The sequence below is a fragment of the Agrococcus sp. UYP10 genome, assembly GCF_040547205.1.
Classification (GTDB): Bacteria; Actinomycetota; Actinomycetes; order Actinomycetales; family Microbacteriaceae; genus Agrococcus; species Agrococcus jenensis.
The window spans coordinates 1,706,249-1,731,446 of record NZ_JBEPPG010000001.1; the positions used below are offsets into that span (position 1 = coordinate 1,706,249).

Genomic DNA, 25,198 nt, shown 5'->3' on the forward strand with positions numbered 1-25,198 from the left:
CCGCCGCGCGCCGCCCAGTACGCTGGAGCACATGAGCAAGCTCCTCGTCACCGGCGGCGCCGGCTTCATCGGCTCGAACTTCGTCCACTACGTCGTCGCCAACACCGACCACGACGTGGTGGTGCTCGACAAGCTCACCTACGCGGGCGACCGCGAGACGCTCGCGGGCCTGCCGGAGGACCGCGTGCAGCTCGTCGTCGGCGACATCGCCGACCCGGAGGTGGTCGACGCGCTCGTCGCCGACGCCGACGCGGTCGTGCACTACGCGGCCGAGTCGCACAACGACAACTCGCTCCACGACCCGGCGCCGTTCGTGCACACGAACCTCATCGGCACGTTCACGCTCCTCGAGGCCGCGCGCCGCAGCGGCACCCGCTTCCACCACATCTCGACCGACGAGGTCTACGGCGACCTCGAGCTCGACGACCCGGCGAAGTTCACGCCAGAGACGCCCTACAACCCCTCGAGCCCCTACTCGTCGACGAAGGCGGGCTCCGACCTGCTCGTGCGCGCCTGGGTGCGCTCGTTCGGCCTCGAGGCGACGATCTCCAACTGCTCGAACAACTACGGCCCGCGCCAGCACGTCGAGAAGTTCATCCCGCGCCAGATCACGAACGTGATCGACGGCGTGCGGCCCCGCCTCTATGGCGCGGGCGAGAACGTGCGCGACTGGATCCACGCCGACGACCACTCGAGCGCGGTGCTGCGCATCCTCGAGCGCGGCCGCACGGGCGAGACGTACCTCATCGGCGCCGACGGCGAGAAGAACAACCTCGAGGTCGTGCAGGCGATCCTGCGCCTCATGGGCCAGGAGCCGGACGCGTTCGACCACGTGAAGGACCGCGCCGGCCACGACCTGCGCTACGCGATCGACGCGAGCAAGCTGCGCGACGAGCTCGAGTGGGAGCCCGCCTTCACCGACTTCGAGTCGGGCCTCGCCGACACGATCGACTGGTACCGCGCGAACGAGCCCTGGTGGCGCAAGCAGAAGGCCGAGGCCGAGGCGAAGTACGCCCAGGCCGGGCACTGAGGCCGCGCACGTGACGACGGAGCCCATGCAGACGGGCAAGCAGCTCGCGGTCCGCGAGACCCCGATCCCGGGATTCCTGGTCTTCGACCTGCCGGTGCACGGCGACAACCGCGGCTGGTTCAAGGAGAACTGGCAGCGCGAGAAGCAGCTCGCGCTCGGCCTGCCCGACTTCGGCCCGGTGCAGAACAACATCTCCTTCAACGCCGCGCCCGGCGTCACCCGCGGCATCCACGCCGAGCCGTGGGACAAGTACATCTCGGTCGCCTCCGGGCGCGTCTTCGGGGCGTGGGTCGACCTGCGCGAGGGGCCGTCGTTCGGCGCGACCTTCAGCATCGAGATCGATCCGTCGATCGCGGTCTTCGTGCCGCGCGGCGTCGGCAACGCCTTCCAGGCGCTCGAGGTCGACACCGCGTACTCCTACCTCGTCAACGACCACTGGTCGGCCGAGGCGCAGGGCGAGTACACGTTCCTCAACCTCGCCGACCCGACCGCCGCGATCGCCTGGCCGATCCCGCTCGACGAGGCGGAGCTGAGCGACAAGGACCGCGCGCACCCGATGCTCGCCGACGTCACGCCGATGCCGCCCCGGCGCACGCTCGTGCTCGGCGCGAACGGCCAGCTCGGCGTGGCGCTCCGCGCGCACTGGGCCGACCGGCACGACGTCGACTACGCCGGCCGCGACCGCATCGACCTGGCGCGCCCGGAGTCGCTCGACGGCATCCGCTGGTCGGCCTACGACACGATCGTGAACGCCGCCGGCTACACCGCCGTCGACGCCGCCGAGACCGAGGACGGCCGGCGCGACGCCTGGGCCGTCAACGCCTCCGGCCCGGCCAGGCTCGCGTCGATCGCAGCCGAGCACGGGCTCACGCTCGTGCACGTCTCGAGCGACTACGTCTTCGACGACCGGGAGGGGGAGCGCGACGAGCAGGATGCGCTCGGCCCGCTCGGCGTCTACGCGCAGACGAAGGCGGCGGGCGACCTCGCGGTCGCCGCAGCGCCCCGGCACTACATCGTCCGCACCTCCTGGGTCGTCGGCGAGGGCACGAACTTCGTCTCCACCATGGCGTCGCTCGCGCGCCGCGGCGTCGCGCCGCAGGTCGTCGACGACCAGGTCGGCAGGCTCACGTTCGCGAGCGAGCTCGCCCGCGCGATCGACCACCTCCTGCGGGTGGCGGCGCCGCACGGCCTCTACAACGTGAGCAACGGCGGCGAGCCGGTGAGCTGGGCCGAGATCGCCCGCCGCGTGTTCGAGCTCACCGGGAACGACGGCGCGAGCGTGTCGCCGGTGTCGACCGAGGCGTACTTCGCCTCGAAGACCGGCATCGCGCCGCGGCCCCGGCACAGCGCGATGCGACTCGCGAAGCTCGAGTCGACCGGCTTCGAGCCGCGCGACCAGTTCGCGATGCTCGAGGAGTACGTGCGAGCGCTGCCGACCGGCTGACGGTGGGAGGATGGTCGGCATGACCGACACCGCTGCGCCCACGACCTTCGAGCACCGCGTCCGCGACCTGGGCCTCGCCGAGGCCGGCCGCCACCAGATCCGGCTCGCCGAGCACGAGATGCCCGGGCTCATGGAGCTGCGCCGGCGCTACGCCGAAGAGCAGCCCCTCGCGGGCCAGCGCATCGCCGGCAGCCTGCACATGACGGTGCAGACCGCCGTGCTCATCGAGACGCTCGTCGCCCTCGGCGCCGACGTGCGCTGGGCGAGCTGCAACATCTTCTCCACGCAGGACGAGGCCGCCGCGGCGATCGTCGTCGGCACCGGCACCCCGGAGGCGCCCGCGGGCGTGCCCGTCTTCGCCTGGAAGGGCGAGACGCTCGAGGAGTACTGGGCGTGCACCACGCGCATCTTCGACTTCCCCGAGGGCCCGACGCTCATCCTCGACGACGGCGGCGACGCGACGATGCTCGTGCACCGCGGCCGCGACGCCGAGCTCGCCGGCAGCGCGCCGGTGACGCCCGACGGCGCCCCCGACGAGCTGCGCGTCATCGACGCGCTCATCGCGACGACGCTCGCGGACGACCCGCAGCGGTGGACGCGCATCGCCGAGCAGCTGCGCGGCGTGACCGAGGAGACCACCACCGGCGTGCACCGCCTCGAGCAGCTCTTCGCCGACGGCCGCCTGCTCTTCCCGGCGATCAACGTGAACGACTCGGTGACGAAGTCGAAGTTCGACAACCGCTACGGCATCCGGCACTCGCTGCCCGACGGCCTCAACCGCGCGACCGACGTGCTCATCGGCGGCAAGACGGCGTTCGTCGTCGGCTACGGCGACGTCGGCAAGGGCGCGGCGGAGGCGCTCAAGGGCCAGGGCGCCCGCGTCATCGTGAGCGAGGTCGACCCGATCTGCGCGCTGCAGGCGGCGATGGATGGCTTCCGCGTCGCGCGCGTCGAGGATGCGCTCGACAAGGCCGACATCTGGGTCACGACGACCGGCAACGAGCACGTCATCACGCTCGAGCACCTGCAGGGCATGAAGCACCTCGCGATCGTGGCGAACGTCGGCCACTTCGACAACGAGATCGACATCGCGGCGCTCGAGCGCTCCGGCGCGGAGCGCATCGAGATCAAGCCGCAGGTGCACGAGTGGCGGATGCCGTCGGGCCGCTCGATCCTCGTGCTCTCCGAGGGCCGTCTCATGAACCTCGGCAACGCGACCGGCCACCCGTCGTTCGTGATGTCGAACTCGTTCTCGAACCAGGTGCTCGCGCAGATCGAGCTCGCGACGAAGGACTACGAGCTGGGCGTCTTCCGGCTGCCGAAGGTGCTCGACGAGGAGGTCGCGCGCCTCCACCTCGCAGCGCTCGGCGCCCGCCTCACGACGCTGCGCCCCGAGCAGGCCGCCTACATCGGCGTGCCGGTGGAGGGCCCCTTCAAGCCCGAGCACTACCGCTACTGACGCCCCGGGCTCTGCGCCAAGCCGCGCTGCCCACGAATGATCGGGCTACTACCAAACCTGGGGGCGGGTGGAAGAGCACTCAGACGCAGAGTTCACGGTCCACGTGCTTCCGGTTCCGCTGCGATCAGCCCGCCAGGCGTCGCCGATGCGTTGCGTTGAGCTGCCCACGAAACCTCAGCGGAGACGGTTGCAAAGATCTGTTGCAATCTGAGCCCACGAGTACTCAGCGTTAAGGATGTCGCGAAGTTGAGCGGCCCTTCGGAACGCCGCTTCGGGGTCATTCGCGACCTGAAGGATCGCTTCGGCCCACGAGTCGATGTCTCGCCCGGGCTGTGGAGAGACTTCAAGCACCTCAGGTGCGCTCGGGTCCTGCCGCAAGATTAGCCTGCCGACTCCGCTCTCAGCACTGACCAGGACGGGGACACCTGCTCCGATCGCTTCCAATGCCGAGAGTCCGAAACCCTCGTGCCTGGACGGCAGCAGGGCGACGGTCGCAGCGAAAATATCGGTGCGCAACTCACCGGGGACTATGGAATAAGGCCGTACGAACAGCGATGGAGTTGGGGCCAACTCCTGAAGTCGTCGTCGAACATCGCTTTCATCTCGTCCGCTAACACCTCGCACTGCGAGCAGCGCGCGGCGCCTGGGCGTTTGCTTCGCCAGGGCGTGCGCAACGAGCTCCATTGCGCGCGCCGCAATGTCAATCCCTTTGAGTTCGAAGTCCTCCGCTCTAGCGAGAATCAGCACCTCGAAGTCGCTGTCTACCGCTGTCGCCGTTGCAACCGCGCCCCAATCGCGCGGAGGAGGAACCACCTCGAACGTGGTCGGCGCCGGTATGTACCCGCGCAGATTGCGTTGGATCGACGCCGTGAGCACCGGGCCCACACCGGATACTAATTCAGCCGAACTCGCCAACTCGTTCTCTAGCAGCCGTCGTTGATCCGCCTTATGCATGTGCGCAGCGTCGTCGGCCCAGGAGCGTACTGCCTCAATAGACTCTGAGTCCGTGTGTACAATATGCCAACGTCGCGCGTTGGGGAACTGACCCTTCTGAACAGCGAAAGCGTACGGCCCCAGAACGCGCCCGTGACCCACAATCACGTCCGGGGCAAAACTCGCGGGATAAACTGCTGGCGAAAGCAGCGCGCTGGCACCGGTCACACCAGGTACGCGACTAGGGCTGTGGACTACTACGCCTGATCTTGAGGCCTCAGCAACGTCTTCAGGGCTGGCCTCCGGAAGCAGCATGTGAACCGCAAAGCCGTTGGCCTGGAGCCCAGACGCCAACTCCCGATTGAAGGTCGAGACGCCGCCAAGGGCGGAGCCCCATTCATCTGCGACGAGTAAGGCAACGACCGGTCCCTCCTCGAGTTGAGGCGCTTCGACTTGGGAGTGCAGTTCGATTGCATACTCCGCGAGCACTTCGTCGTACGAGAGCTGGACCGGCCGATCCGCGACTCTGAACCATCGGGGCTCCGGTTCAACGAGCCCGACGTAGATGGCGTCGAAACCGGCCCCGTCAGCGTGTCGCTGGAGCTGTGCCGCCGTGCGGAAAAGATCAGCCGTCGGCAGGCTGTCTTCGGCGGTACTCGGCAGGACCACTGCAAACAGCACCAGTACGATCTCCGTCGGCACGGCGCGCCGTGCCCTGACCGCGTCGGATAGCGCTGCCGAGACGTGGTTCGCGAGACTCTTACGGCTTCTCGACCAGCGCTTCATCTCTACGCCTACCGGGCGCCCGTTCTCACCGACTCGCGCCAAGAGGTCGGGTGCCCCGGCCCGTCTACTCAGATCGGCTCGCTCGGCTAAGGACGCTTGAATTAGGGATCTCGTCAAGTGCCCGAGGTGCCGGCTGCTGAGACGCGCGCCGAAGCCCGGGTCGTCGGAAGGACTGAGGGCGAAGCGCTCAAAATCGAGCCACAAACCTGCGAGAGGGTCGTCCATCCCGAAAGTGTAGTGTCGCCAGTGCCTCGACGCTCGTCCGAAGGACAGGACAGCAATGCCAGCCGGCAGAGCTGTGCAAGCCGCACATGGTCGAGGGCGGCAACGCCGGGCAAAGGGCGCCGCTCCGTGCCGCCTTCGTTTCGAGACCGACGATCCTCATGCAGTCCGTCGGGCTATCTATGCTGCTTGACGAGCCGTGAGGGTGCACCTTTGTGACTACAGTGACGTGCCGCTCGTCGCCCTCAGCATCGCCACGGGGCTGTTCTCATTGAACTGCCGATTTTGCTGGCATCACCACGCTGCGATAGGGAACTGTCGCTGAACGGGGGAACGCCTTCGAATCGCTAGAGTGTTCGTGCCCTGTCAGCGGCTCTACAATGAGCCTGTATTGAGGTGACTTCGCAACGTTTGCACCACTAGTTCGCGACGCGTCGCTGCCGTCGGTGTTGCCCCCTTCACGCTGGTGGGAACAGTGGACATAATGCGCTCTCGTCCGATTTCCTCAACCAATTGATCGAGGCCAACTAACCTGTCCACCGTCTTAAGGTCCAAGCCGGAAAGTCGCCATACGGGACTATCGACGCCGACAGACGCTTGCGAGGTCGCCAGTCGTGCCGCGACATCCCAGCGCGACCACCGCTCGCGAGCGACCTGAGACGCAACCCAGTTGCGCGCATCGTCCGCGCTGAGTGCAAGCCAGGGGCGGAGTAATGACCAGACATCGGGCGGAGTGTCGAATACGGAGGCCTGCCGCGCTTGTTCGAACGCGCCCGCTACGATTCGCAGGTATAGCGACCGCGCGTCCCTTGCAAGATCTGAAAGCGTCGGTTCCTCAATTCTCAGGTCGGGGGGCGGGTTCTTCGTGCCCCCGACAAGTCTAGTTAAGAGGGGCAGACCGGACGGCAGTTCAGAGATCTCGGAGAACAGAGGTTCGAGCTCAGTCACGGATGGGCTGAGCCTCAGGAGTAGCCAAACGCACAGATCCTCGACTTGGTCGCGCGTTGAGAAGAGGGAGTGATCGTCTGGAACGCGTCCGTACTGCCTCGCGAGCCACAGTATGAGTAGGTGTAAGCCCTGAGTATCCCGACGATCTCTTGCAAACGAAGCCACCTTGGTGATCGCTAGCTCTGGCTGGGTCCGGAAGAGAGCGATCAGCGCTTCCACGCTCTTGTTCTCGCGGCCCACCGCGACGCTCTCTACTGCTTCTGCGATTGTTCTGTCGGAGAAGTCGTCTCGTGGAACATCGAATGCGAAGAACCGGTCAAAGTAGTGACGGTGTGCGACTCTGCCTCGACTTTCCTCGCCGCCGTCGTATTTGTCTGCCGCATTCCAGATGCTCTTGAATCTCGGGAAGAGCGAGCCGACAACGCGCGCAACGCCCTCCCGGTGTTGCGGGGCGACCTGCGAAGCCGTGAAGATTTCCTTCCAGGCTGCGGTTCGAGCAGCGGGTGCCTGACTTCCGTCGCGAAGCGCGGACATCAGGTCTGCTGCACCCGTCAAGTCGACCTTTTCGGACGCGATCCGGGAATACAGTAAGGGCTCGGCTGTCCGCAGCCAAGATAGAACGAGGAAGTCCGCTACATCGACCTCACCATGGAGGCCCCAATACATCGCTTCGACCTGACGAATGTATCGGTAGATCGCTCGGGGTGTGTCGAGTCTCCGCAGCAGGTGGTCCCCGAAGGCTTCTGCAAAGCGAGCTCGGCCGAGTGCGTCCATCTCGAGTGCGAGGGAGCGGGACATTGAGTCGAGCTCCGCATTCAGTAGCGAAGAGACCTGTTGCGATCGAAGCGGCGGTACGTCCAGTCGTAACTGAATCATCTTCTCGAGGTAATCGGTTGCGCGCCGGGGATCGTCCGTTCCAATGAGGCCAGTGCGCGATAAAGCGTCGAGAAGGGACTTCTCATCGTACGCGAGCAGATAGTGAACGTGTGGCAGTCGTCCGACCAGCCGGACAAGTTTAAACACCAACAGTAATTCGTCTGGCGCCAGGCGATCCAAGTCGTCCAGCACCATCATCACCGGCTTCTTCGCTTCTCGCAACAAGCGCTCGAGCTCTCGCTGATCTCGGCTTGGGTTCTCCTGCCCGGCGATTAGGTCTGAGATCGCTGCCAAGGGTTTTGCGAAGTCATATCCAAACAGCGAACCGACAGATCCGAGCGGAGCCATTCGTTTGCCCAACTCTCCGACCGCTGTTCGAATCTTACGGCCCCTACGGCCCCTTCCAACCGCGCCTTGAAGCGCACCCAAGAAGGCGATCTGGAGAGAGGTCAGGTCTTGATACAGCCATGGGTTGAAGTGTACGAACGTCCAGCTCGGCTCGACGTGCTCCGCGTCGCACTCGCGGATTGCAAGCTGAATGAGGCTTGTCTTTCCAGAGCCCCAGGGTCCAACTAGTGCGGTCACGGAAGAGCCGGACTGCGTCCGCAGCGCACCGAAGGCCCTTGCCATGGACTGCGCGAACGCACGCCGGTCAAGGGCGTCCGGTGATGCATCCGATCCGTCGATAGGATCATCGGCTATTGAGTTCGGCATGCGCTGAATCGCTCGTCTCTCGCGGTCTTCTTGTGGACGTTACCGACACTCGCAGTATTGCAGACCGTCGCCACTCGAGTTCCGCATACTGCTTCTCAGCGGCCTGCAGGTCTGGTCGTTCGGCCTGCCGTAATGAGAGATCGCCGTGTGTTATGAGTCGAACAGCGGCCGCTTCGGCTTAAGCGCTAGATCAGAGCATCGCGTCGGCGAGCACCCGCAGCAGCTCCGCGAGGCGCGCCTGGTCGTCGGCGGGGATCGAGCGCAGCAGCCGGCGCTCGGCCTCGAGCAGCGCGTCGAGGGCCACGTCGACGCGGTCGATGCCCTCGTCGGTGAGGCCGACGAGCCGCACGCGGCGGTCGGCGGAGCCGTCGACGCGCTCGACGAGCCCGGATGCGACGAGGTTGTCGATGCGGTTCGTCATCGTGCCGCTCGTCACCATCGTCTGTGCGATGAGGTCCTTCGGGCTGAGCGGACCGTTCTCGCGGCGGAGCGCGGCGAGCACGTCCCACTGCCACGGCTCGAGCCCCGCGAGCTGGAAGGCCTCCGCGCGCACGCGGCCGAGCTGGCGGGAGATGCGCGTCATGCGGCTCAGCACCGCGAGCGGTGAGACGTCGGCGTCGGGCCGCACGCGCATCCACTGGGCCATGATGCGGTCGACGTCGTCGGTCATGCCCTCATCCTCGCATCGGTCGGCTCACGCCCAGTAGGGCGGCACGAGGACGACGAGGAGCATGACGGCGGCGGTCGCGGGGATCGCGACGGCGATCGCGCCCGCCGGATGCGCCTGGTACCAGGGCATGCCGTGCGGCACCGCGCCGGCCCGCCGGGCGAGCGCGAGCGGCACGAAGGGCACGCCGAGGGCGCTCCGGAACCGCGCCACGTCGGCCGGGTCCAGGCCCTCGGTGTTCGCCTGCCCGAGCGCCCGCCCGGCGTCGTCGACGAGCCACCACCGCTCGTGATCGCGCGTCACCGGGATGCCGCGCGAGGAGCTGCCCGGCGCGTCGACGATCACGATGCCCGCGACGTCGGCGAGCCGGACGCTGCGCGACGCGCGCGGGCCGAACCGGAAGCAGGCGTCGGCGCCCGGCTGGTCGAGCTCCCAGCGCCGCAGCCGCGTGCGCACGTGCACGGCGATGCTGAGCACCACTGTCACGAGGAATAGCGCCGTCCAGCCGGCGCTGAGCAGCGCGAAGGCGGCGAGGATGAGGAGGCCGACGGTGCTCAGGAAGACGGCGAAACGCGAGACCCAGCGGTGGCGCGGGTCGCCCTGGGCGGTAAGCATCGGGAGGGTCATCGTGAGATCAGGGTGTCATGCGCGCGTAGGGTCGGTCCCCGCCGAACCGTCCGCTCTGGCCCCGCCCATCTGCAGTCGCTTCGCCCCGACTTCACCTAGCCGGGTCGATGGCCTCCCAACCGCATGTCGGCGGTTCCTGGAAGGATGTCGTCGTGATTGATCCGAGCACCATTGCGACGACGCTTCTCGGCTCCGCCGTCTCCAGTTCGATGCAGTCACGGGATGCTGGAGCGCTCGCCGATCGCGACGTGCGACAAGACGCGTCTGCCCGGCTGCTTGAACAGCTTGAGCGCGTGCGAACCATGCTCTTCCATGCGCGGTGGCAGCGAGAGCCGCTCCTCTGGATGCAGACCATGTACGAGGTGATCGGCGAGCTCGACCGGGTTTGCCCTCAATTGCCGCGAGGCATGCAGCACCTCGGCCGCAGTGTTTGCCACGCGGTCGGTGAAGCCATCGGTGCTCCTGCCATGGCCAGGACTGACCGCGAAATGTGGACCGAGCCGCTCGCTCCGTACGATCCGCTGTGGAACGGGCACGCCGTCGCCTACATTGACGGCGTGATGGATGCGATCGCTCAGTGGAGGAGCACCAGCGGACGGCGCTCCAGAAACTTCAAGTTGCGCGACTTCGACGATTGGCTTCGAGCGACCGGACGCTACGCGCCGGTGTGATCGTGTGCCGGAACGGCCGAACCTCGATCGCGTCTAGTGATGCCCGGACTAACGGCTGAGCTCGAACGCGCAGGCAGAGGGCCGGGAAGCGCCAGTGAAGACCTTGCGCTTCGGCTGGGTGTTCTCAGTCGGCACAGCGCGATGCCAGCGACCGGCGAGCGCGGTGGGCGTTGAGATCGTCGCTGCTTGGCGCGACGCATAGAGCGCATGGAGCGCATCCCAATCGCCGCTCAGTACGTGATGCAATGTCAGTCCGGCGTCGAACTCGGTTGCGAGTCGAGGCCCACCGGGTCTCCTGCTCCGCCACCAGGATTCGAACCTGGACAAACGGCTCCAAAGGCCGCTGTGCTGCCGTTACACCATGGCGGAGGGCGCGATCCAGGGTAGTCGTGCCGCCGGGGCGTCCGCGTCGCGGTGCGCTGCCCGGATAGCCTGAGTGCAGTCCACCGCACCCCCGATGGGAGAGCTCGTGCCCCAGGTCGCCGTCATCGTCCTCGCCGCAGGCGCGGGGACGCGCATGAAGAGCCGCACGCCCAAGCCGCTCCACCCGCTCGCGGGCAAGCCGCTCATCGCGCACGTGCTGCACACGGCCGGCGAGCTGCACCCCGAGGCGATCGTCGCCGTCGTGCGGCACGAGCGCGACCGGATGGCCGAGGCCGTGCTCGAGTTCGCCCCGCACGTGCGGATCGCCGACCAGGACGACGTGCCCGGCACCGGTCGCGCCGTCGAGCAGGGGCTCGACGCGATCGCCGACTTCGAGGGCCACGTCGTCGTGCTCTCCGGCGACGTGCCGCTCATCGACGCCGACACCCTCCGCGCGCTCGTCGACCGCCATGAGCGCGAGGGCAACCAGATGACGCTGCTGTCTGCGCACCTCGGCGACCCGACCGGCCTGGGCCGCATCGTGCGCGACGAGGCCGGCAGCTTCGTGCGCATCGTCGAGCAGAAGGACGCGAGCGACGCCGAGCGGGCCATCGACGAGGTCAACGGCGGCATCTACGTCTTCGACGCGGCAGCGCTCCGTGCAGCGCTCCGCACGATCGGCCGCGACAACGCCCAGGGCGAGATGTACCTCACCGACGCCGCGCTCGCGATGCAGTCCACCGGCGGCCGCATCCAGGCCGTCCCGGCGAGCGACAGCTGGGCGATCTGGGGCATCAACGACCGGGTCCAGCTCGCCGCCGCTGCCCACGAGCTCAACGACCGCATCATCCGCCGCTGGCAGATGGCCGGCGTCACGATCACCGACCCCGCGTCGACCTGGATCGACATCGACGTCACGCTCGGCGAGGACGTCACGATCCTGCCGGGCACGCAGCTCCACGGGGCCACCGCGATCGCCGCGGGCGCGACGGTCGGCCCCGACAGCACGCTCGTCGACACCGAGGTCGGCGAGGACGCGGTCGTCAAGCGCACCGACGCGACCCTCTCGGTGATCGGCGCCCGCGCGTCCGTGGGCCCGTTCGCCTACCTGCGGCCCAACTCCGTCGTCGGCGACGACGGCAAGGTCGGCACGTTCGTCGAGACGAAGAACACCCAGATCGGCGCGGGCAGCAAGGTGCCGCACCTGTCGTACATCGGCGACACGGTGGTCGGCGAGGGCTCGAACATCGGTGCCGGCACCATCACGGCGAACTACGACGGCCAGGCGAAGCACCGCACCACGGTCGGCTCGCACGTGCGCACCGGCAGCCACAACGTCTTCGTCGCCCCCGTGACCATCGGCGACGGCGCCTACACTGGAGCAGGCACGGTCGTCCGCAAGGACGTCGAGCCGGGCGCGCTGGCGATCTCGGTCGCACCGCAGCGCAGCATGGCGGGCTGGGTCGCGACGAATCGCCCCGGGACGAAGGCAGCCGACGCGGCAGCGGCGGCGGACACGCAGGCACCTGAGGCCTAGGAGGCACCCGAGTGGGATCGATCGTCGCGAAGAACCGCAAGCACCTGGTGCTCGCCACCGGTAGGTCGCACCCGGAGCTCGCGAGGTCGGTGGCGGCCGAGATGGGTGCCGACCTGATGGATGTCGACAGCCGCACGTTCTCGAACGGCGAGATCTACGCCCGCTACGAGGGCTCCGTGCGCGGCTCCGACGCGTTCATCATGCAGTCCTACGGCGCCCCCGTGAACGAGTGGCTCATGGAGCAGCTCATCATGGTGGATGCGCTGAAGCGCGCGTCCGCGAAGCGCATCACCGTCGTGATGCCGTACTACCCGTACTCGCGGCAGGACAAGAAGGGCCGCGGCCGCGAGCCGATCTCGGCCCGCCTCATCGCCGACCTGTTCAAGACCGCCGGCGCCGACCGCATCATGTCGATCGACATCCACGCCTCGCAGATCCAGGGCTTCTTCGACGGTCCCTTCGACCACCTGTTCGCGATGCCGGTGCTGCTCGAGCACTTCCGCGCGACGCTCGACCCCGACACCGTCACGGTCGTCTCGCCCGACATGGGCCGCGTGCGCGTCGCCGACGTGTGGAGCGACAAGCTCGGCGCTCCGCTCGCGATCATCCACAAGCGCCGCGACCCGCTGGTGCCGAACCAGGTGTCGGTGCACGAGATCGTCGGCCAGGTCGACGGCCGCGTCTGCCTGCTCGTCGACGACATGATCGACACCGGCCGCACGATCGTGAAGGCCGCGGAGGCGCTCAAGAAGAACGGCGCGACGAGCGTCGTCGTCGCCGCCACCCACGCGATCTTCTCCGGCCCCGCACCGGAGCTCCTGAACTCCGACTTCATCGACACGGTGGTCGTCACCGACACCCTGCCGCTCCGCGACGACCAGCGCTTCGAGAAGCTGCAGGTGCTCTCGATCGCCCCGCTGCTCGCGCGCGCGATCACCGAGGTCTTCGAGGACGGCTCCGTCACGAGCCTCTTCGACGGCGCTGCCTGAGCCGGATCGACCGGAGGCCGACATGGCGTTCCCCATCATCCCCGTGCTGAAGTTCCTCGGCCAGAACGGCCTGCGCTACGGCCCCGTCGTGCTCGCGTGGCTGAGCACGAACCCCGACATCGCCGAGCGGCTGCAGCGCGAGGTGCAGCGCCTGCGCGGCGCGTCGGGCGAGGACCCGGCCGCGATGCGCGCGACGCTCCGGGCGATGCGCGAGCAGGTCGAGTACCTGCGCGACAGCGCCGACGACGAGCCGGAGCGGCTGCGCGCCCGGGCGTGGGCGCTCTCGCTCACGAAGCTCGAGCACGCGGTCGCGCTGCTCGGCGCGGGCAGCGCGAAGGCCGACCGGAAGCGGCTGCGCACGCGCGTCGACGCGCTGCGCGCCGAGATCCTCGACGCCTTCCTCACCGAGCAGATCGAGGACGCCGGCGGCCCGACCCCGGGATCCGCCTCCGTCGAGCCGTAGGCCCGTGACGACGAGCGTCGCGCTCGCGTGCGCGTACTTCGACGCGTGGCGCTGCCGCTCGTGCTCGCTGCTCGACGTCGCGTACGACCTGCAGCTCGCCGACCAGCAGGCGGGCGTCGAGGCGGCGCTGCCGCCGATGGCGTGGGATGCGCCGCACGCGAGCCCCGTTGGCGGCTTCCGGAACAAGGCCAAGATGGCCGTCGCGGGCTCGGTCGACGCGCCGACGCTCGGCATCCTCGCCGCGGACGGCTCCGGCATCGACCTGCGGGCGTGCCCGCTGCACGAGCAGCCGATCGTCGACGCGATGCCGGCGCTCGAGGCGCTCGTGCGGGCGGCGCGGCTCACGCCCTACGACGTGCCGGGCCGGCGCGGTGAGCTCAAGCACCTCATCCTCACCTCGTCGCCCGACGGCGAGCTCGCGCTGCGCCTCGTGCTGCGCTCGAGCGAGTCGCTGCCGCGCATCCGCAAGCACCTGGCCGTGCTCGACGGGCTGCCGCTGACGAGCGTCTCGGCCAACCTCCAGCCCGAGCACAAGGCCGTGCTCGAGGGCGCCGAGGAGGTGCTGCTCGCGGGCTCCGGCGTGCTGCGGATGCGCGTGAACGGCATCGGCCTGCGGCTGCGGCCCCGCAGCTTCTTCCAGACGAACACGTCGGTCGCCGCGGCGCTCTACCGGCAGGCGACCGCCTGGATCGACGACGCGGATCCCGTGAGCGTGCTCGACCTCTACTGCGGCGTCGGCGGCTTCGCACTGCACGCCGCGCGGCCCGGCCGCCGCGTCGCGGGCGTCGAGGTGACGGCGGAGGCGATCGACGCCGCGCGCGAGACCGCGGCCGAGCTCGGCGCCGACGCGGTCTTCGCGGTGGGCGACGCGACCGGCGTCGACCTCGAGGGCGCCGATGCGCCCGAGCTCGTGGTGGTGAACCCGCCGCGGCGCGGCATCGGTGATCTCGCCGACCGGCTCGAGCGGAGCGCGGTGCGGCGGGTGCTCTACTCGAGCTGCAACCCGGCGAGCCTCGCGCGCGACCTCGCGGCGATGCCGAGCCTCCGGGCCGTCCGCGGCCGTGTCTTCGACATGTTCCCGCACACCGCGCACGCCGAGGTGCTCGTCGAGCTCGAGCGCGCCTGACCGCGCGGCCGGCATCGCACCGGCCGGCTCCGCTCCGGCCGTTCACCGGGCGCCGGTAGCGTCGGCGGCATGACCCAGCTCGCGAGGCGCCTCGGCGTGCCGGGCGCGATCGCCATCGGCCTCGGCGCGATGATCGGCGCCGGGCTCTTCTCGGTGTGGGCGCCCGCCGCGGCGCTCGCGGGGCCCCTGCTGCCTGCGGCGCTCGGGCTCGCGGGCGCGATCGCGGTGCTGAACGCGCTCTCGACCGCGCAGCTCGCGATGGAGCATCCGGTCTCGGGCGGCGCCTATGCCTACGGTCGCGCCGAGGTGGGCGAGCGGGTCGGCTTCGCCGCGGGCTGGATGTTCCTCACCGGCAAGACGGCGTCGGCCGCGGCGATCGCGGTGATCGCCGGGCAGCACCTGTGGCCCGAGCACGCCGCCGTCGTCGCGGCCGTCGCGGTCGCGGCGCTCGCGGCGCTCAACATGCTCGGCGTGCGCGTGACCGCATGGACGTCGGCCGCGATCGTCGCGATCGTGCTGGTGGTCGTGCTCGCTGCGCTCGGCTGGGCGGCCGCAGGCGGTGCGACGACGCTCACGACGCCGAGCGGCCGGACCGGGGACGTCGGCTTCGTCGGCAGTGACGCCGGGGTGCCGTTCGGGATCTCGGCACCCGCCGGCCCGCTCGCGGTGCTGCAGGCCGCGGGGCTGCTGTTCTTCGCCTTCGCCGGCTACGCCCGGATGGCGACGCTGGGGGAGGAGGCGCGCGACCCGCGCCGCACGCTGCCGATCGCGATCGTCGTCGGGCTCGGCGTCGTGCTCGTGCTCTACGCGCTCGTCGCGTGGGCGACCACCGCGAGGCTCGGCGCGCTGCTGCCGGTGTCGGTGACGCCGGTCGCCGACCTGGTGGCGCAGCCCGCGCTGCACGCGGCGGTGCTCGGCGCCGGCGCGCTCGCGTGCCTCGGCTCGCTCATGGGCATCCTCGCCGGGCTGAGCCGCACGGGGCTCGCGATGGCGCGGGAGGGCGACCTGCCGGGCGGGCTCTCGTGGATCGCGCCGCGCACCCGCACGCCGGTCGTCGCCGAGGCATCCGTCGCCGCGGCGGCGATCGCCGGTGCGCTGCTGCTGCCGGCGGGCAGCCTCGTCGCCGTCTCGTCGACGTGCGTGCTGACGTACTACGCGATCGCGCACGTCGCCGCGATCCGGATGCGGCGGCGCGGGGCGCGCCAGTGGCTGCCGGCCGCGCTGCCGTGGGCCGGCGTCGCGGCGTGCGGGCTCGTCGTCGTCACGCTGCCGTGGCCGGGCGTCGTCGCCGCTGCCGCCTGGCTCGCCGTCGGGCTCGGCGCCCGAGCGCTCCTGCGGCGCTGACGCCGACGGCCCGCGCCTGGGCGCGGGCCGTCGGTCGGTCTCGGGCAGGTCAGCGGCGCTCGACCGGCTCGAGCTCGCGCGGGTCCTCGTCGGGTGCACCGGGCTCATTCGCGCCGGGCTCGTTGGCGCCGTGCTCGTCGGCGAGCATCGTGCGCTCGTCGAACGGCCGCTGGCCCGCCAGCACGGCGCGCACCTGCTCCATGTCGATCTGCTTCGTCCAGGTGCCGATGAGCAGCGTCGCGACCGCGTTGCCGGTGAAGTTCGTCAGCGCGCGGGCCTCCGACATGAACCGGTCGATGCCGACGATCACGCCGACGCCGTCGACGAGGTCGGGGCGGTAGGTCTGCAGGCCGCCCGCGAGGGTCGCGAGCCCCGCACCGGTGACGCCGGCCGCGCCCTTCGAGGCGATGATCATGAAGACGAGCAGGCCGATCTGCTCCGGGATCGACATCGGCATGCCCATCGCGGTGGAGATGAAGAGCGACGCCATCGTCAGGTAGATCGCGGTGCCGTCGAGGTTGAAGGAGTAGCCCGTGGGCACCGTGATGCCGACGACGGGCTTCGAGACCCCGGCGTGCTCCATCTTGGCGATGAGGCGCGGCAGCGCCGACTCCGACGACGAGGTGCCGACGATGAGCAGGTACTCGCGGCCCAGGTACTGCATGAGCCGGAAGATGTTCACGCCGGTGACCACTCGCAGCAGTGTGCCGAGCACGATCACGATGAACAGGATGCAGGTGGCATAGAAGCCGAGCATGAGCGTCGCGAGCGCCACGACGGCGCCCCAGCCGGTCGAGCCCACGACGCCGGCGATGGCGCCGAAGGCACCGATCGGCGCGACCCACAGGATCATCGTCAGCACGCGGAAGACGAGCGCCTGGAAGTGCTTCACGACCGAGAGGATCGGCTTGCCGCGCTCGCCCATCGCCTGCACGGCGAAGCCGACGAGCAGCGCCACGAACAGCGTCTGCAGCACCGACTCGCCCGTGAGGGGCGACAGCAGCGTCGTCGGGATGATGCCGAGCAGGAAGTCGGTCGTGGTCTCCGCCTCGCCCTCGGTCTCGTACGTCGCGCCCGCGATGTTGAGGCCCTCGCCCGGGTGCACGAAGTTGCCGACGACGAGGCCGATGGCGAGCGCGAACGTCGACATGATGAGGAAGTAGACGAGCGCGAGCCCGCCGACCTTGCCGACGGTGGCGGCCTTCGCGATCGAGCCGATCCCGACCACGATCGTGCAGAAGATGACCGGCGCGATCATCATCTTGATGAGGGCCACGAAGCCCTTGCCGATCGGCGCGAGCGCCTCGCCGGTCTCGGGCGAGGCGAGGCCGACGATGACGCCGAGGACCACGGCGACGATCACCGAGATGTAGAGCCAGTGGGTCTTGTCGAGCCTGCGGAGCCGTGCTCCGAACGTGCGGTCGTCCGCGGTGCTGGGCGTCGTTGCCATGCTGTGCTCCTCGCATCGGGCGCCGCCCCTGCGCGACGCTTCCGAGCAGTCAGCCTGCGCCTGGCGGCGCTCGGCACCCGTGTTTCGTGCATAGTGTTCACAGCGCGAGCGGGAGGGGTGCGATGCGGGGATGGTGGCGCTCGGCGAGCATCGCGACCCGCGTCTTCGCGCAGACCGCCGCGATCCTCGTGCTCGCCGCCGCCGTGGCGTTCGCGCTGCTCGCCGTCGACGCGCGGCAGGAGCGCGAGCGGGAGGCGGCGCTCGCGAGCCAGGAGCTCGCGCTCGCGATGGCGGCCACCCCGACCGTGCGGCAAGCCGTCGCCGACGCCTTCGAGCGCTACCCGGACGACCGCGGCGCGGCGATCGCCGGCGCGACGGATGCGATGCAGCACTACGTCGAGGACGTGCGGATGGCGACGCGGCTCGACTTCGTCACCGTGATGCATCCGGACGGCACGCGCTACACGCATCCCGACCTCGAAGAGATCGGCCGCGAGTTCCTCGGCACGACCGCTCCGGCGCTCGCCGGCTCGACGTTCACCGAGGTCTTCGAGGGCACGCTCGGCCCGTCGGTGCGGGCCGTGACGCCCGTGCTCGACGACGGCCGCGTGGTCGGCCTCGTCGCGGCCGGCGTCACGATCGAGCGCGTGGGCTCGCTCGTCGTCACGAGGCTGCTCGCCGTCGGCGGTCTGCTCGTCGCGACGCTCTCCGTCGCGGCGCTCGCGGCCTGGCTGCTCGCCCGCAGGCTCGACCGCGCGACCGGCGGGCACGGCCCGGAGCAGCTCGCGCGCCTCTTCGCGGCGCACGAGGCGGCGCTGCACGCGGTCGACGACGGGCTCGTGCTCGTCGAGTCGGGCGCCGTGGTGCTCGCGAACGACCGCGCTCGCGCGATGCTCGGCCTCGGCGAGCTCGCGACGCCGATCCCGCCGGACGCGCCGCTGCCCCCGGGGGTGCGCGCCGTCCTCGACGGCGACGGCGGCCAGGTGCTCGTCGGCGGTCGCTGGCTCGTCGTCGCGCGGCACGAGACGGCGCGCGCGGGCACGACGACGCTCACGATCCGCGACCGCACCGAGCTGCAGCGCATGACGGGCGAGCTCGACGCCGTCCGCACGCTCGCGAGCGCCCTGCGCGCCCAGACGCACGAGTTCGGCAACCGGATGCACACGGTGGCGACGCTCATCGAGCTCGACGAGCCGCGCCGCGCGCTCGAGGTGGCGACGGCGGGCCGCGACCTGGGGCAGCGCCTCGCCGACCGCGTGGTCGGCGATGACGAGGAGCCGGTGATCGCGGCGCTGCTGCTCGGCAAGGCCGCGCAGGCCCACGAGCGGGGCGTCGAGATGCACGTCGAGACGCACCTCGCGCCCGGCACGCACGGCATCGACCCCGTCGACTTCGTCACGGTGCTCGGCAACCTCGTCGACAACGCCATCGACGCGGCCGCCGAGCGCGCCGCGCGCGCGCCGGCGGGCGACCGCGACGCGTGGGTCGAGGTCTACCTCGACGAGGACACCGGCTCGATCGTGCTGCAGGTGAGCGACAGCGGTGCAGGGCTCGCGCCCGAGCAGCGCGAGCAGGCGTTCGCGCCGGGCTGGTCGACGAAGCCGGCCGGCGCCCACGGGCGCGGCTTCGGCCTCAGCATCGTGCGCGAGACGGTCGAGCGGCTCGGCGGCTCGGTGGAGATCGCGGCCGGTGAGGTCGCCGCAGGGGAGACCCGCGCAGGCGACGCCGCGGCGGGCGCCGTCGTCACGGTGCTGCTGCCGCGACCGGGGGCGGCGCCGTGATCCGCGTGCTCATCGTCGAGGACGAGCGCGGCACCGCGGCGGCGCACGTCGCCTACGTGCAGCGCTGCGAGGGTTTCGAGGTCGCGGGCGTCGCGCACTCGGCGGCGGCCGCGCTGCAGGCCATGCGCGAGGCGGCCGCCGCGGGCGTGCCGATGCAGCTCGTGCTGCTCGACATGCAGCTGCCCGACGGGCACGGCCTCGACGTCTGCCGGCGGATGCGCGCCGAGGGCCACCTCGTCGACGTCATCGCCGTCACCGCCGAGCGCGGGCTCGAGACGGTGCGCGACGCCATCGCGGTCGGCGTCGTGCAGTACCTCATCAAGCCGTTCGCGTTCGCGGCGCTCGCGGAGCGCCTGCAGCGGTACCGCGACTACCGCGAGCGCGTGGGCGGCACCGGCCGCATCACGCAGCAGGAGGTCGACCGCGCCATCGCGGCGCTGCGCACGACGAACGCGCCCGGACTCGCGAAGGGGCTCTCGGGCGACACCCTCGACGCGGTCGCGGCGCTGCTCGCCGACGGCGCCGCGCGCTCCGCGACCGAGGTGGCCGCGGCGCTCGGGCTGTCGCGCGTCACCGCGCGCCGCTACCTCGAGCACCTCGCCGCGAGCGGCGACGTCGAGCGGAGCCCGCGCTACGGCGCCAAGGGCCGGCCGGAGCTCGAGTACTCGCGGCCGGCCTGAGGCAGACGCCTCAGTGGGTGTCGACGGCCTCGACCTCGGTGCGGTCGCCGGACCACTGGGTGTGGAAGGTGCCCTGCTTGTCGACGCGACGGTAGGTGTGGGCACCGAAGAAGTCGCGCTGGCCCTGCACGAGCGCGGCGGGCAGGCGGTCGGCGCGCAGGCCGTCGTAGTAGGCGAGGCTCGACGAGAACGCCGGCGAGGGGATGCCCGCCTGCGCCGCGGCGATGACGACGCGGCGCCACGCCTCGTGGGTCTGGCCCATGATCTCGCGGAAGTACGGGGCGAGGATGAGCGCGGGCAGCTCGGGGGTGGTCGCGTAGGCCTCGGTGATGTCGTTGAGGAAGCGCGCGCGGATGATGCAGCCCGCGCGCCAGATGCGCGCGACCTCGCCCTTCTGGATGTCCCAGTCGTGCTCCTCGGCGGCGGCGACGATCTCGTCGAAGCCCTGCGAGTAGGCGACGATCTTCGACGCGAAGAGCGCCTTGCGCACGTCCTCGACGAAGGCGTCCGCGTCGTCGACGAGCCACGCGTCCGACGGGCCGGGGAGGTCGGAGGCGGCGGCGCGCTGGTCGAGCTTCGACGACAGCGAGCGGGCGAAGACGGCCTCGGCGATGCCCGACACGGGCACGCCCAGGTCGAGCGCGGTCTGCACGGTCCACGCGCCGGTGCCCTTGGCGCCGGCGGCGTCGAGGATGACGTCGACGAGCGGCTGGCCGGTCTCGGCGTCGACCTGTCGCAGCACCTCGGCGGTGATCTCGATGAGGTACGACTCGAGCTCGCCGCGGTTCCACTCCTCGAAGACCTCCGCGATCTCGGCGGGCGACTTGCCGGTGCCGCGGCGGATGAGGTCGTAGGCCTCGGCGATGAGCTGCATGTCGGCGTACTCGATGCCGTTGTGGACCATCTTCACGAAGTGGCCGGCGCCGTCGGTGCCCACGTGCGTCACGCACGGCTCGCCCTCGGCGACCGCGGCGATGCCGGTGAGGATCGGGCCGAGCGTCTCGTACGACTCCGCGGTGCCGCCGGGCATGAGCGACGGGCCGTTGAGCGCGCCCTCCTCGCCGCCGGAGATGCCGCAGCCGACGAAGTGGATGCCCGTCTCGCGCACGGCCGCCTCGCGACGGATGGTGTCGGTGAAGAGCGCGTTGCCGCCGTCGACGATGATGTCGCCCGGCTCGAACACCGACACGAGCTCGTCGATGACGGCGTCGGTCGGACGTCCGGCCTTCACCATGATGATCGCGGTGCGCGGCTTCTGCAGCGAGTCGGCGAGCTCCTGCATCGTCGCGGCCTTCACGAAGCCCGCCTCCGGGTGCGCGGCGATGAGGTCGTCGGTCTTCGCCGTCGTGCGGTTGTAGACCGCGACGGTGTTGCCCTCGCGGGACGCGAGGTTGCGGGCGAGGTTCGAACCCATCACGGCGAGGCCGACGACGGCGATGTTGGCAGTGGTCACGGAGGTCCTCCTGGACGGCTCGGGGGTCTGAGGCAAGGCTACCCAGCAGCGGATGCGCCGCCGCGGGCGGATGGAGCCCGCGGCCTTGACACGCTCCGGCATCCGCCGCACGATCGAGCCGAGCCCGTCGATGGCCCGTCGATGGGCCCGCCGAGGCGAGGAGCACCGCGATGACCGCGACCTACACGTTCGACGTCTTCACGAGCGTCGACGGCTACGGCTCCCACCACGGCGACTGGGGCGGCTACTGGGGCAAGCAGGGTCCCGAGCTGCTCGAGCGCCGCGAGGCGCTCTTCGGCACGCCGCAGCGGATGGTCTTCGGCGCGAACACCTACCGCGACTTCGTCGCGATGGTGCCGGACGGCACGTGGGAGGAGGACGCCTGGGTGACGCGCATGCGCAGGATGCCGCTCACGGTCGTGTCCTCGACGCTCGAGGAGCCGCTCGACTGGCAGGACGCGACGATCGCGAGCGGCGACGTGCTCGAGGAGGTGGCGCGGCTCAAGGAGGCGTCCGACGTGCCGCTGCGCTCGCACGGCAGCCTGCGGCTGAACCGGGCGCTCATGGCCGCCGGGCTCGTCGACATCGTGCAGCTGACGGTCTTCCCGGTCATCACGGGGCGGACCGGCGACGGCCGCATCTTCGAGGGCGCCGACGACTTCGACCTCGAGCTCATCGGATCGCGCACCTTCGACGGGCGCGCGCTCGAGCTCAGCTACCGGCCGATCCGCCACTGAACCGCCCAGGCGCCGCGCAGGCGCGGGTGCTTGCATCGGCGGCATGCACGCAGACGGCTCCGGCCACGACCTGCTCGCGCCCGGCGCGACCCTCGAGCGGATGGCGACGGGCGCCTCGTGGAGCGAGGGCCCGCTCTGGCTGCCGGACGAGCGCGTGCTGCGCTGGAGCGACATCCACGGCGACCGCATCCTCGAGGTCGACGAGGCCGGCACCATGCGGGAGCACCGCGTGGGCGTCGAGTTCACGAACGGCCGCGGGCACTGGCTCGGCGGCGTGGCGCAGTGCTCGCACGGCCGGCGGGCGATCGAGCTCGAGGTCGACGGCGAGGTCACGGTGCTCGTCGACCGCTTCGAGGGGCGGCGGCTGAACTCGCCCAACGACCTCGCCGTGCACCCCGACGGCTCCATCTGGTTCACCGACCCGCCCTACGGCATCGAGAAGCCCGAGGAGGGCCACCCGGGGGAGCGCGAGTACGGCGGATCGTTCGTGTTCCGCTGGAGCGCCGACGCCGGGCTCCGCGCCGTGGTCACCGACATGGCGCGGCCGAACGGCATCGCCTTCAGCCCCGACCTCGCGACCCTCTACGTCACGGAGTCGGGCGGTGAGGACGAGACGGCGGAGGCCAGCACGATCCGCGCCTACCGGCTCGAGGGCGATGGCGCCGAGGTGCGCGCGGTCGACGGGCGCCGGCTGTTCGCGATGGACGCGGGCACGCCCGACGGCATCGCGATCGACGCGGAGGGGCGCATCTGGTCGTCGAGCAGCGACGGCGTGCACGTCATCACGCCGACGGGGGAGCGCATCGGCCACGTGCCGGTGCCCGAGACGGTCGCGAACCTGTGCTTCGGCGACGACGGCTGGCTGTGGATCGCGGCGACGACGAGCGTCTACCGGATCCGGACGGCGACCCTCGCGGCCTGAGCGTCGCGTCCCCCACCGGGCGTCCAGGTGGGGCTCCTACCGTCGACGCATGCAGATCGGATACAAGCTCTTCGCCGAGGACGTCGCACCCAAGGAGCTCATCCGGCGAGCGGTCGAGGCCGAGCGCGCCGGCTTCGACTTCGTCGAGATCAGCGACCACTTCCACCCCTGGTTGCCCGAGCACCAGCACTCGTCGTTCGCGTGGGCGATCCTGTCGGCGATCGCGGCGAAGACCGAGACGCTGCGGCTCGCGACCGGCGTCACCTGCCCGTCGATCCGCTACCACCCGGCGATCATCGCCCAGGCGGCGGCGACGCTCCAGATCATCTCCGACGGCCGCTTCACGCTCGGCGTCGGCGCGGGGGAGCGGCTCAGCGAGCGCATCGTCGGGCAGGGCTGGCCGGAGGTCGGCGATCGGCACCGGCGGTTCCGGGAGGCGCTCGAGATCATCCGGCTGCTCTGGTCGGGCGGCACGCACTCCTATCGCGGCGACTTCCTGACGCTGCAGGACGCGCGCGTCTACGACCTGCCGGAGACGCTGCCCGAGATCGTGGTCGCGGCGGGCGGCCCGCAGGCTGCGGCGCTCGCGGCCGAGCTCGGCGACGGCCTGTTCTCGACCGACCCGGATGCGTCGCTCATCGAGGCGTGGACGGCCGCGGGCGGCGAGGGGCCGCGCTACTGCGAGGTGCCGACCGCGTTCGCGCCCGACGCGCGCGCCGGCGCGGAGGCCGCGCACGAGCGGTTCCGCTTCGGCCCGCTCGGCTGGAAGGTGCTCGCCGAGCTGCCCGACCCGACGGCCTTCGACCAGGCGACCCAGTCGATCCGCGTCGAGGACATGGAGGAGGCGTTCGCGTGCGGCCCCGACGTCGAGCGGCACGTCGAGGTGTTCTCCCAGTTCCGCGACGCGGGCTTCGACCACCTCGTGCTCATGGACGCGAGCACCGACCCCGACGCCTTCATGGGCTTCTTCCAGGACGAGCTGGGGCCGCGCCTGCGGCAGTCGGCCTAGCGCTCGGCGACCACGCGGCGGCTGACGGCGATGTCGCGGTCGCCGTAGCCGCGCGCGACGATCTCGTCGAAGAAGTCCCGCAGCGCGGGGAGCAGCGCCGGGCTCGTGCCGGTCGCCTCGGCGATGTCGGCCGCGAAGCCGAGGTCCTTGATCATGTAGCGGGCGATCCCCGACGGCGAGTCGTCGCCGCGCACGAGCTTGTCGCGTCGGCTCTCGAGCAGGTTCGAGCCCGCGTAGCCGCCGCCGAGCAGCGTCCAGAGCGCGTCGAGGTCGAGCCCCGATCGGTCCGCGAGCACGGTCGCCTCGCCGAGGGCGGTGATCGTCGCGGCGACGACGAGCTGGTTGCACGCCTTCGCCACCTCGCCGGCGCCGAGCGGGCCCAGGTGCACCGGGCGTCCGCACGGCGCGAGCAGGGTCGCGGCGCGCGCGGCGTCCTCGGCGCTGCCGCCGAGCATGATCGAGAGCGACCCGGCCTCCGCGCCGTCGACGCCGCCCGACACGGGGCAGTCGACCACCCGCACGCGCCCCTGCGTCTCGGTCGCGAGCCGCTCGGCGAGCGACCGCACCGCGGGGGCCGAGGAGGTCGAGCCGATGAGCAGCAGCAGCTCGCCGTCGCCGAGCCCGGCGAGCAGCCCATCGGGGCCGTCGAGCGCCTGCTCGAGCTCGGGCAGGTCGGGCAGCATCGAGAGCACGGCACCGGCTCCGGCGGCGAGCTCGCGCGGCGTCGCCGCCCATGAGGCTCCGGCCTCGACGAGCGCGGGTCGGGGGGAGCGGCCGGTGATCAGCACGCGGCTGGCGCCACCGAGCAGGCGATGCACCATGGGCTCGCCCATCGCGCCGAGCCCGATGACGCCGATCGCGCCGGTCCTGTGGTCGGAGGGAGCTGCGTCGGCTGCTGCGCCGGAGACTGCGGTGTCCATGCGCTCAGGCTACGGCCGCGAGCGCATCGTGGCCAGCATGTCGGACG

General features: G+C 70.7%; 21 protein-coding genes and 1 tRNA gene. 14 read left to right on the forward strand and 8 right to left on the reverse strand.

Annotation, left to right across the window (positions count from 1 at the left end):
* The first annotated feature begins 31 nt into the window (after nucleotides 1–31).
* The 3 genes from rfbB to ahcY are packed head-to-tail and all read left to right on the forward strand — an operon-like array spanning nucleotide 32 to nucleotide 3,933.
* Nucleotides 32–1,030: a dTDP-glucose 4,6-dehydratase gene (gene rfbB, locus ABIB37_RS08415; protein WP_354259145.1), complete on the forward strand. Its 999-nt coding sequence runs from the start codon at nucleotides 32–34 to the stop codon at nucleotides 1,028–1,030.
* A 25-nt stretch (nucleotides 1,031–1,055) separates the two neighbouring features.
* A complete protein-coding gene (locus ABIB37_RS08420; RefSeq protein ID WP_354261577.1) occupies nucleotides 1,056–2,474 on the forward strand; it encodes a sugar nucleotide-binding protein in 1,419 nt (472 codons plus the stop codon).
* A gap of 19 nt (nucleotides 2,475–2,493) precedes the next feature.
* Nucleotides 2,494–3,933, forward strand: a complete 1,440-nt coding sequence (ahcY, locus tag ABIB37_RS08425; protein ID WP_354259148.1) for an adenosylhomocysteinase — start codon at nucleotides 2,494–2,496, stop codon at nucleotides 3,931–3,933.
* A gap of 174 nt (nucleotides 3,934–4,107) precedes the next feature.
* On the opposite strand, the gene ABIB37_RS08430 is transcribed toward ahcY, so the two are convergent.
* The 4 genes from ABIB37_RS08430 to ABIB37_RS08445 all read right to left on the reverse strand — a co-directional run bounded on the left by ABIB37_RS08430 (nucleotide 4,108) and on the right by ABIB37_RS08445 (nucleotide 9,706).
* Complete coding sequence (locus tag ABIB37_RS08430; RefSeq protein ID WP_354259151.1) at nucleotides 4,108–5,877, reverse strand: glycosyltransferase family 4 protein; 1,770 nt, start codon at nucleotides 5,875–5,877, stop codon at nucleotides 4,108–4,110.
* 372 nt (nucleotides 5,878–6,249) lie between these two features.
* Nucleotides 6,250–8,328 (reverse strand): KAP family P-loop NTPase fold protein, encoded by a 2,079-nt coding sequence (locus tag ABIB37_RS08435; protein WP_354259153.1) that lies wholly within the window; start codon nucleotides 8,326–8,328, stop codon nucleotides 6,250–6,252.
* A 274-nt stretch (nucleotides 8,329–8,602) separates the two neighbouring features.
* On the reverse strand, nucleotides 8,603–9,082 hold the full coding sequence (locus ABIB37_RS08440; RefSeq protein WP_123696036.1) for a MarR family winged helix-turn-helix transcriptional regulator: 480 nt from the start codon (nucleotides 9,080–9,082) through the stop codon (nucleotides 8,603–8,605).
* 24 nt (nucleotides 9,083–9,106) lie between these two features.
* Nucleotides 9,107–9,706: a hypothetical protein gene (locus ABIB37_RS08445; RefSeq protein WP_354259156.1), complete on the reverse strand. Its 600-nt coding sequence runs from the start codon at nucleotides 9,704–9,706 to the stop codon at nucleotides 9,107–9,109.
* A 152-nt stretch (nucleotides 9,707–9,858) separates the two neighbouring features.
* On the opposite strand from ABIB37_RS08445, the gene ABIB37_RS08450 reads away from it, so the two are divergent.
* Complete coding sequence (locus ABIB37_RS08450) at nucleotides 9,859–10,377, forward strand: hypothetical protein (RefSeq protein WP_354259159.1); 519 nt, start codon at nucleotides 9,859–9,861, stop codon at nucleotides 10,375–10,377.
* 298 nt (nucleotides 10,378–10,675) lie between these two features.
* Here ABIB37_RS08450 and ABIB37_RS08455 read toward each other — a convergent pair.
* A tRNA-Gln gene (locus ABIB37_RS08455) sits at nucleotides 10,676–10,746 on the reverse strand.
* Nucleotides 10,747–10,834: 88 nt separating this feature from the next.
* Between ABIB37_RS08455 and glmU the strand changes: the two genes are divergently transcribed.
* From glmU to ABIB37_RS08480, 5 genes are all read left to right on the forward strand, one after another.
* Nucleotides 10,835–12,277 (forward strand): bifunctional UDP-N-acetylglucosamine diphosphorylase/glucosamine-1-phosphate N-acetyltransferase GlmU, encoded by a 1,443-nt coding sequence (gene glmU, locus ABIB37_RS08460; RefSeq protein WP_354259162.1) that lies wholly within the window; start codon nucleotides 10,835–10,837, stop codon nucleotides 12,275–12,277.
* An 11-nt stretch (nucleotides 12,278–12,288) separates the two neighbouring features.
* Nucleotides 12,289–13,266 carry a ribose-phosphate diphosphokinase gene (locus ABIB37_RS08465; RefSeq protein WP_354259165.1) on the forward strand — a complete coding sequence of 326 codons (978 nt, stop codon included), beginning with the start codon at nucleotides 12,289–12,291 and terminating at the stop codon, nucleotides 13,264–13,266.
* Nucleotides 13,267–13,288: 22 nt separating this feature from the next.
* Nucleotides 13,289–13,729, forward strand: coding sequence for a hypothetical protein (locus tag ABIB37_RS08470; protein WP_354259167.1), 441 nt, complete (start codon nucleotides 13,289–13,291; stop codon nucleotides 13,727–13,729).
* Between the two features lie 4 nt (nucleotides 13,730–13,733).
* On the forward strand, nucleotides 13,734–14,855 hold the full coding sequence (locus tag ABIB37_RS08475; RefSeq protein ID WP_354259170.1) for a methyltransferase domain-containing protein: 1,122 nt from the start codon (nucleotides 13,734–13,736) through the stop codon (nucleotides 14,853–14,855).
* A 69-nt stretch (nucleotides 14,856–14,924) separates the two neighbouring features.
* Entirely contained in the window at nucleotides 14,925–16,199 is a 1,275-nt protein-coding gene (locus ABIB37_RS08480) for an APC family permease (protein ID WP_354259173.1), read from the forward strand.
* Between the two features lie 49 nt (nucleotides 16,200–16,248).
* Here the strand turns inward: ABIB37_RS08480 and ABIB37_RS08485 are convergent, their stop codons facing one another.
* Nucleotides 16,249–17,649 carry a cation:dicarboxylate symporter family transporter gene (locus ABIB37_RS08485; protein WP_354259176.1) on the reverse strand — a complete coding sequence of 467 codons (1,401 nt, stop codon included), beginning with the start codon at nucleotides 17,647–17,649 and terminating at the stop codon, nucleotides 16,249–16,251.
* A gap of 122 nt (nucleotides 17,650–17,771) precedes the next feature.
* Here ABIB37_RS08485 and ABIB37_RS08490 point away from each other — a divergent pair, with 122 nt between their 5' ends.
* Both ABIB37_RS08490 and ABIB37_RS08495 read left to right on the forward strand, forming a co-directional pair.
* Complete coding sequence (locus ABIB37_RS08490; RefSeq protein WP_354259179.1) at nucleotides 17,772–19,430, forward strand: sensor histidine kinase; 1,659 nt, start codon at nucleotides 17,772–17,774, stop codon at nucleotides 19,428–19,430.
* A complete protein-coding gene (locus tag ABIB37_RS08495) occupies nucleotides 19,427–20,110 on the forward strand; it encodes a response regulator (protein ID WP_354259182.1) in 684 nt (227 codons plus the stop codon). Before ABIB37_RS08490 ends, ABIB37_RS08495 begins: the two co-directional genes overlap by 4 nt.
* 10 nt (nucleotides 20,111–20,120) lie before the next feature.
* Here the strand turns inward: ABIB37_RS08495 and gnd are convergent, their stop codons facing one another.
* Nucleotides 20,121–21,599: an NADP-dependent phosphogluconate dehydrogenase gene (gnd, locus tag ABIB37_RS08500; protein WP_502914041.1), complete on the reverse strand. Its 1,479-nt coding sequence runs from the start codon at nucleotides 21,597–21,599 to the stop codon at nucleotides 20,121–20,123.
* A gap of 134 nt (nucleotides 21,600–21,733) precedes the next feature.
* Here gnd and ABIB37_RS08505 point away from each other — a divergent pair, with 134 nt between their 5' ends.
* Genes ABIB37_RS08505 through ABIB37_RS08515 form a run of 3 tightly spaced genes read left to right on the forward strand, consistent with a single transcriptional unit; the run spans nucleotide 21,734 to nucleotide 24,231 of the window.
* On the forward strand, nucleotides 21,734–22,300 hold the full coding sequence (locus tag ABIB37_RS08505) for a dihydrofolate reductase family protein (RefSeq protein WP_354259187.1): 567 nt from the start codon (nucleotides 21,734–21,736) through the stop codon (nucleotides 22,298–22,300).
* Between the two features lie 43 nt (nucleotides 22,301–22,343).
* A complete protein-coding gene (locus ABIB37_RS08510) occupies nucleotides 22,344–23,222 on the forward strand; it encodes an SMP-30/gluconolactonase/LRE family protein (RefSeq protein ID WP_354259190.1) in 879 nt (292 codons plus the stop codon).
* Nucleotides 23,223–23,271: 49 nt separating this feature from the next.
* On the forward strand, nucleotides 23,272–24,231 hold the full coding sequence (locus ABIB37_RS08515; RefSeq protein ID WP_354259193.1) for a TIGR03557 family F420-dependent LLM class oxidoreductase: 960 nt from the start codon (nucleotides 23,272–23,274) through the stop codon (nucleotides 24,229–24,231).
* Here ABIB37_RS08515 and ABIB37_RS08520 read toward each other — a convergent pair.
* On the reverse strand, nucleotides 24,228–25,151 hold the full coding sequence (locus ABIB37_RS08520) for an NAD(P)-dependent oxidoreductase (protein ID WP_354259196.1): 924 nt from the start codon (nucleotides 25,149–25,151) through the stop codon (nucleotides 24,228–24,230). The two genes, ABIB37_RS08515 and ABIB37_RS08520, sit on opposite strands and share 4 nt — an antisense overlap.
* Between the last annotated feature and the right edge of the window lie 47 nt (nucleotides 25,152–25,198).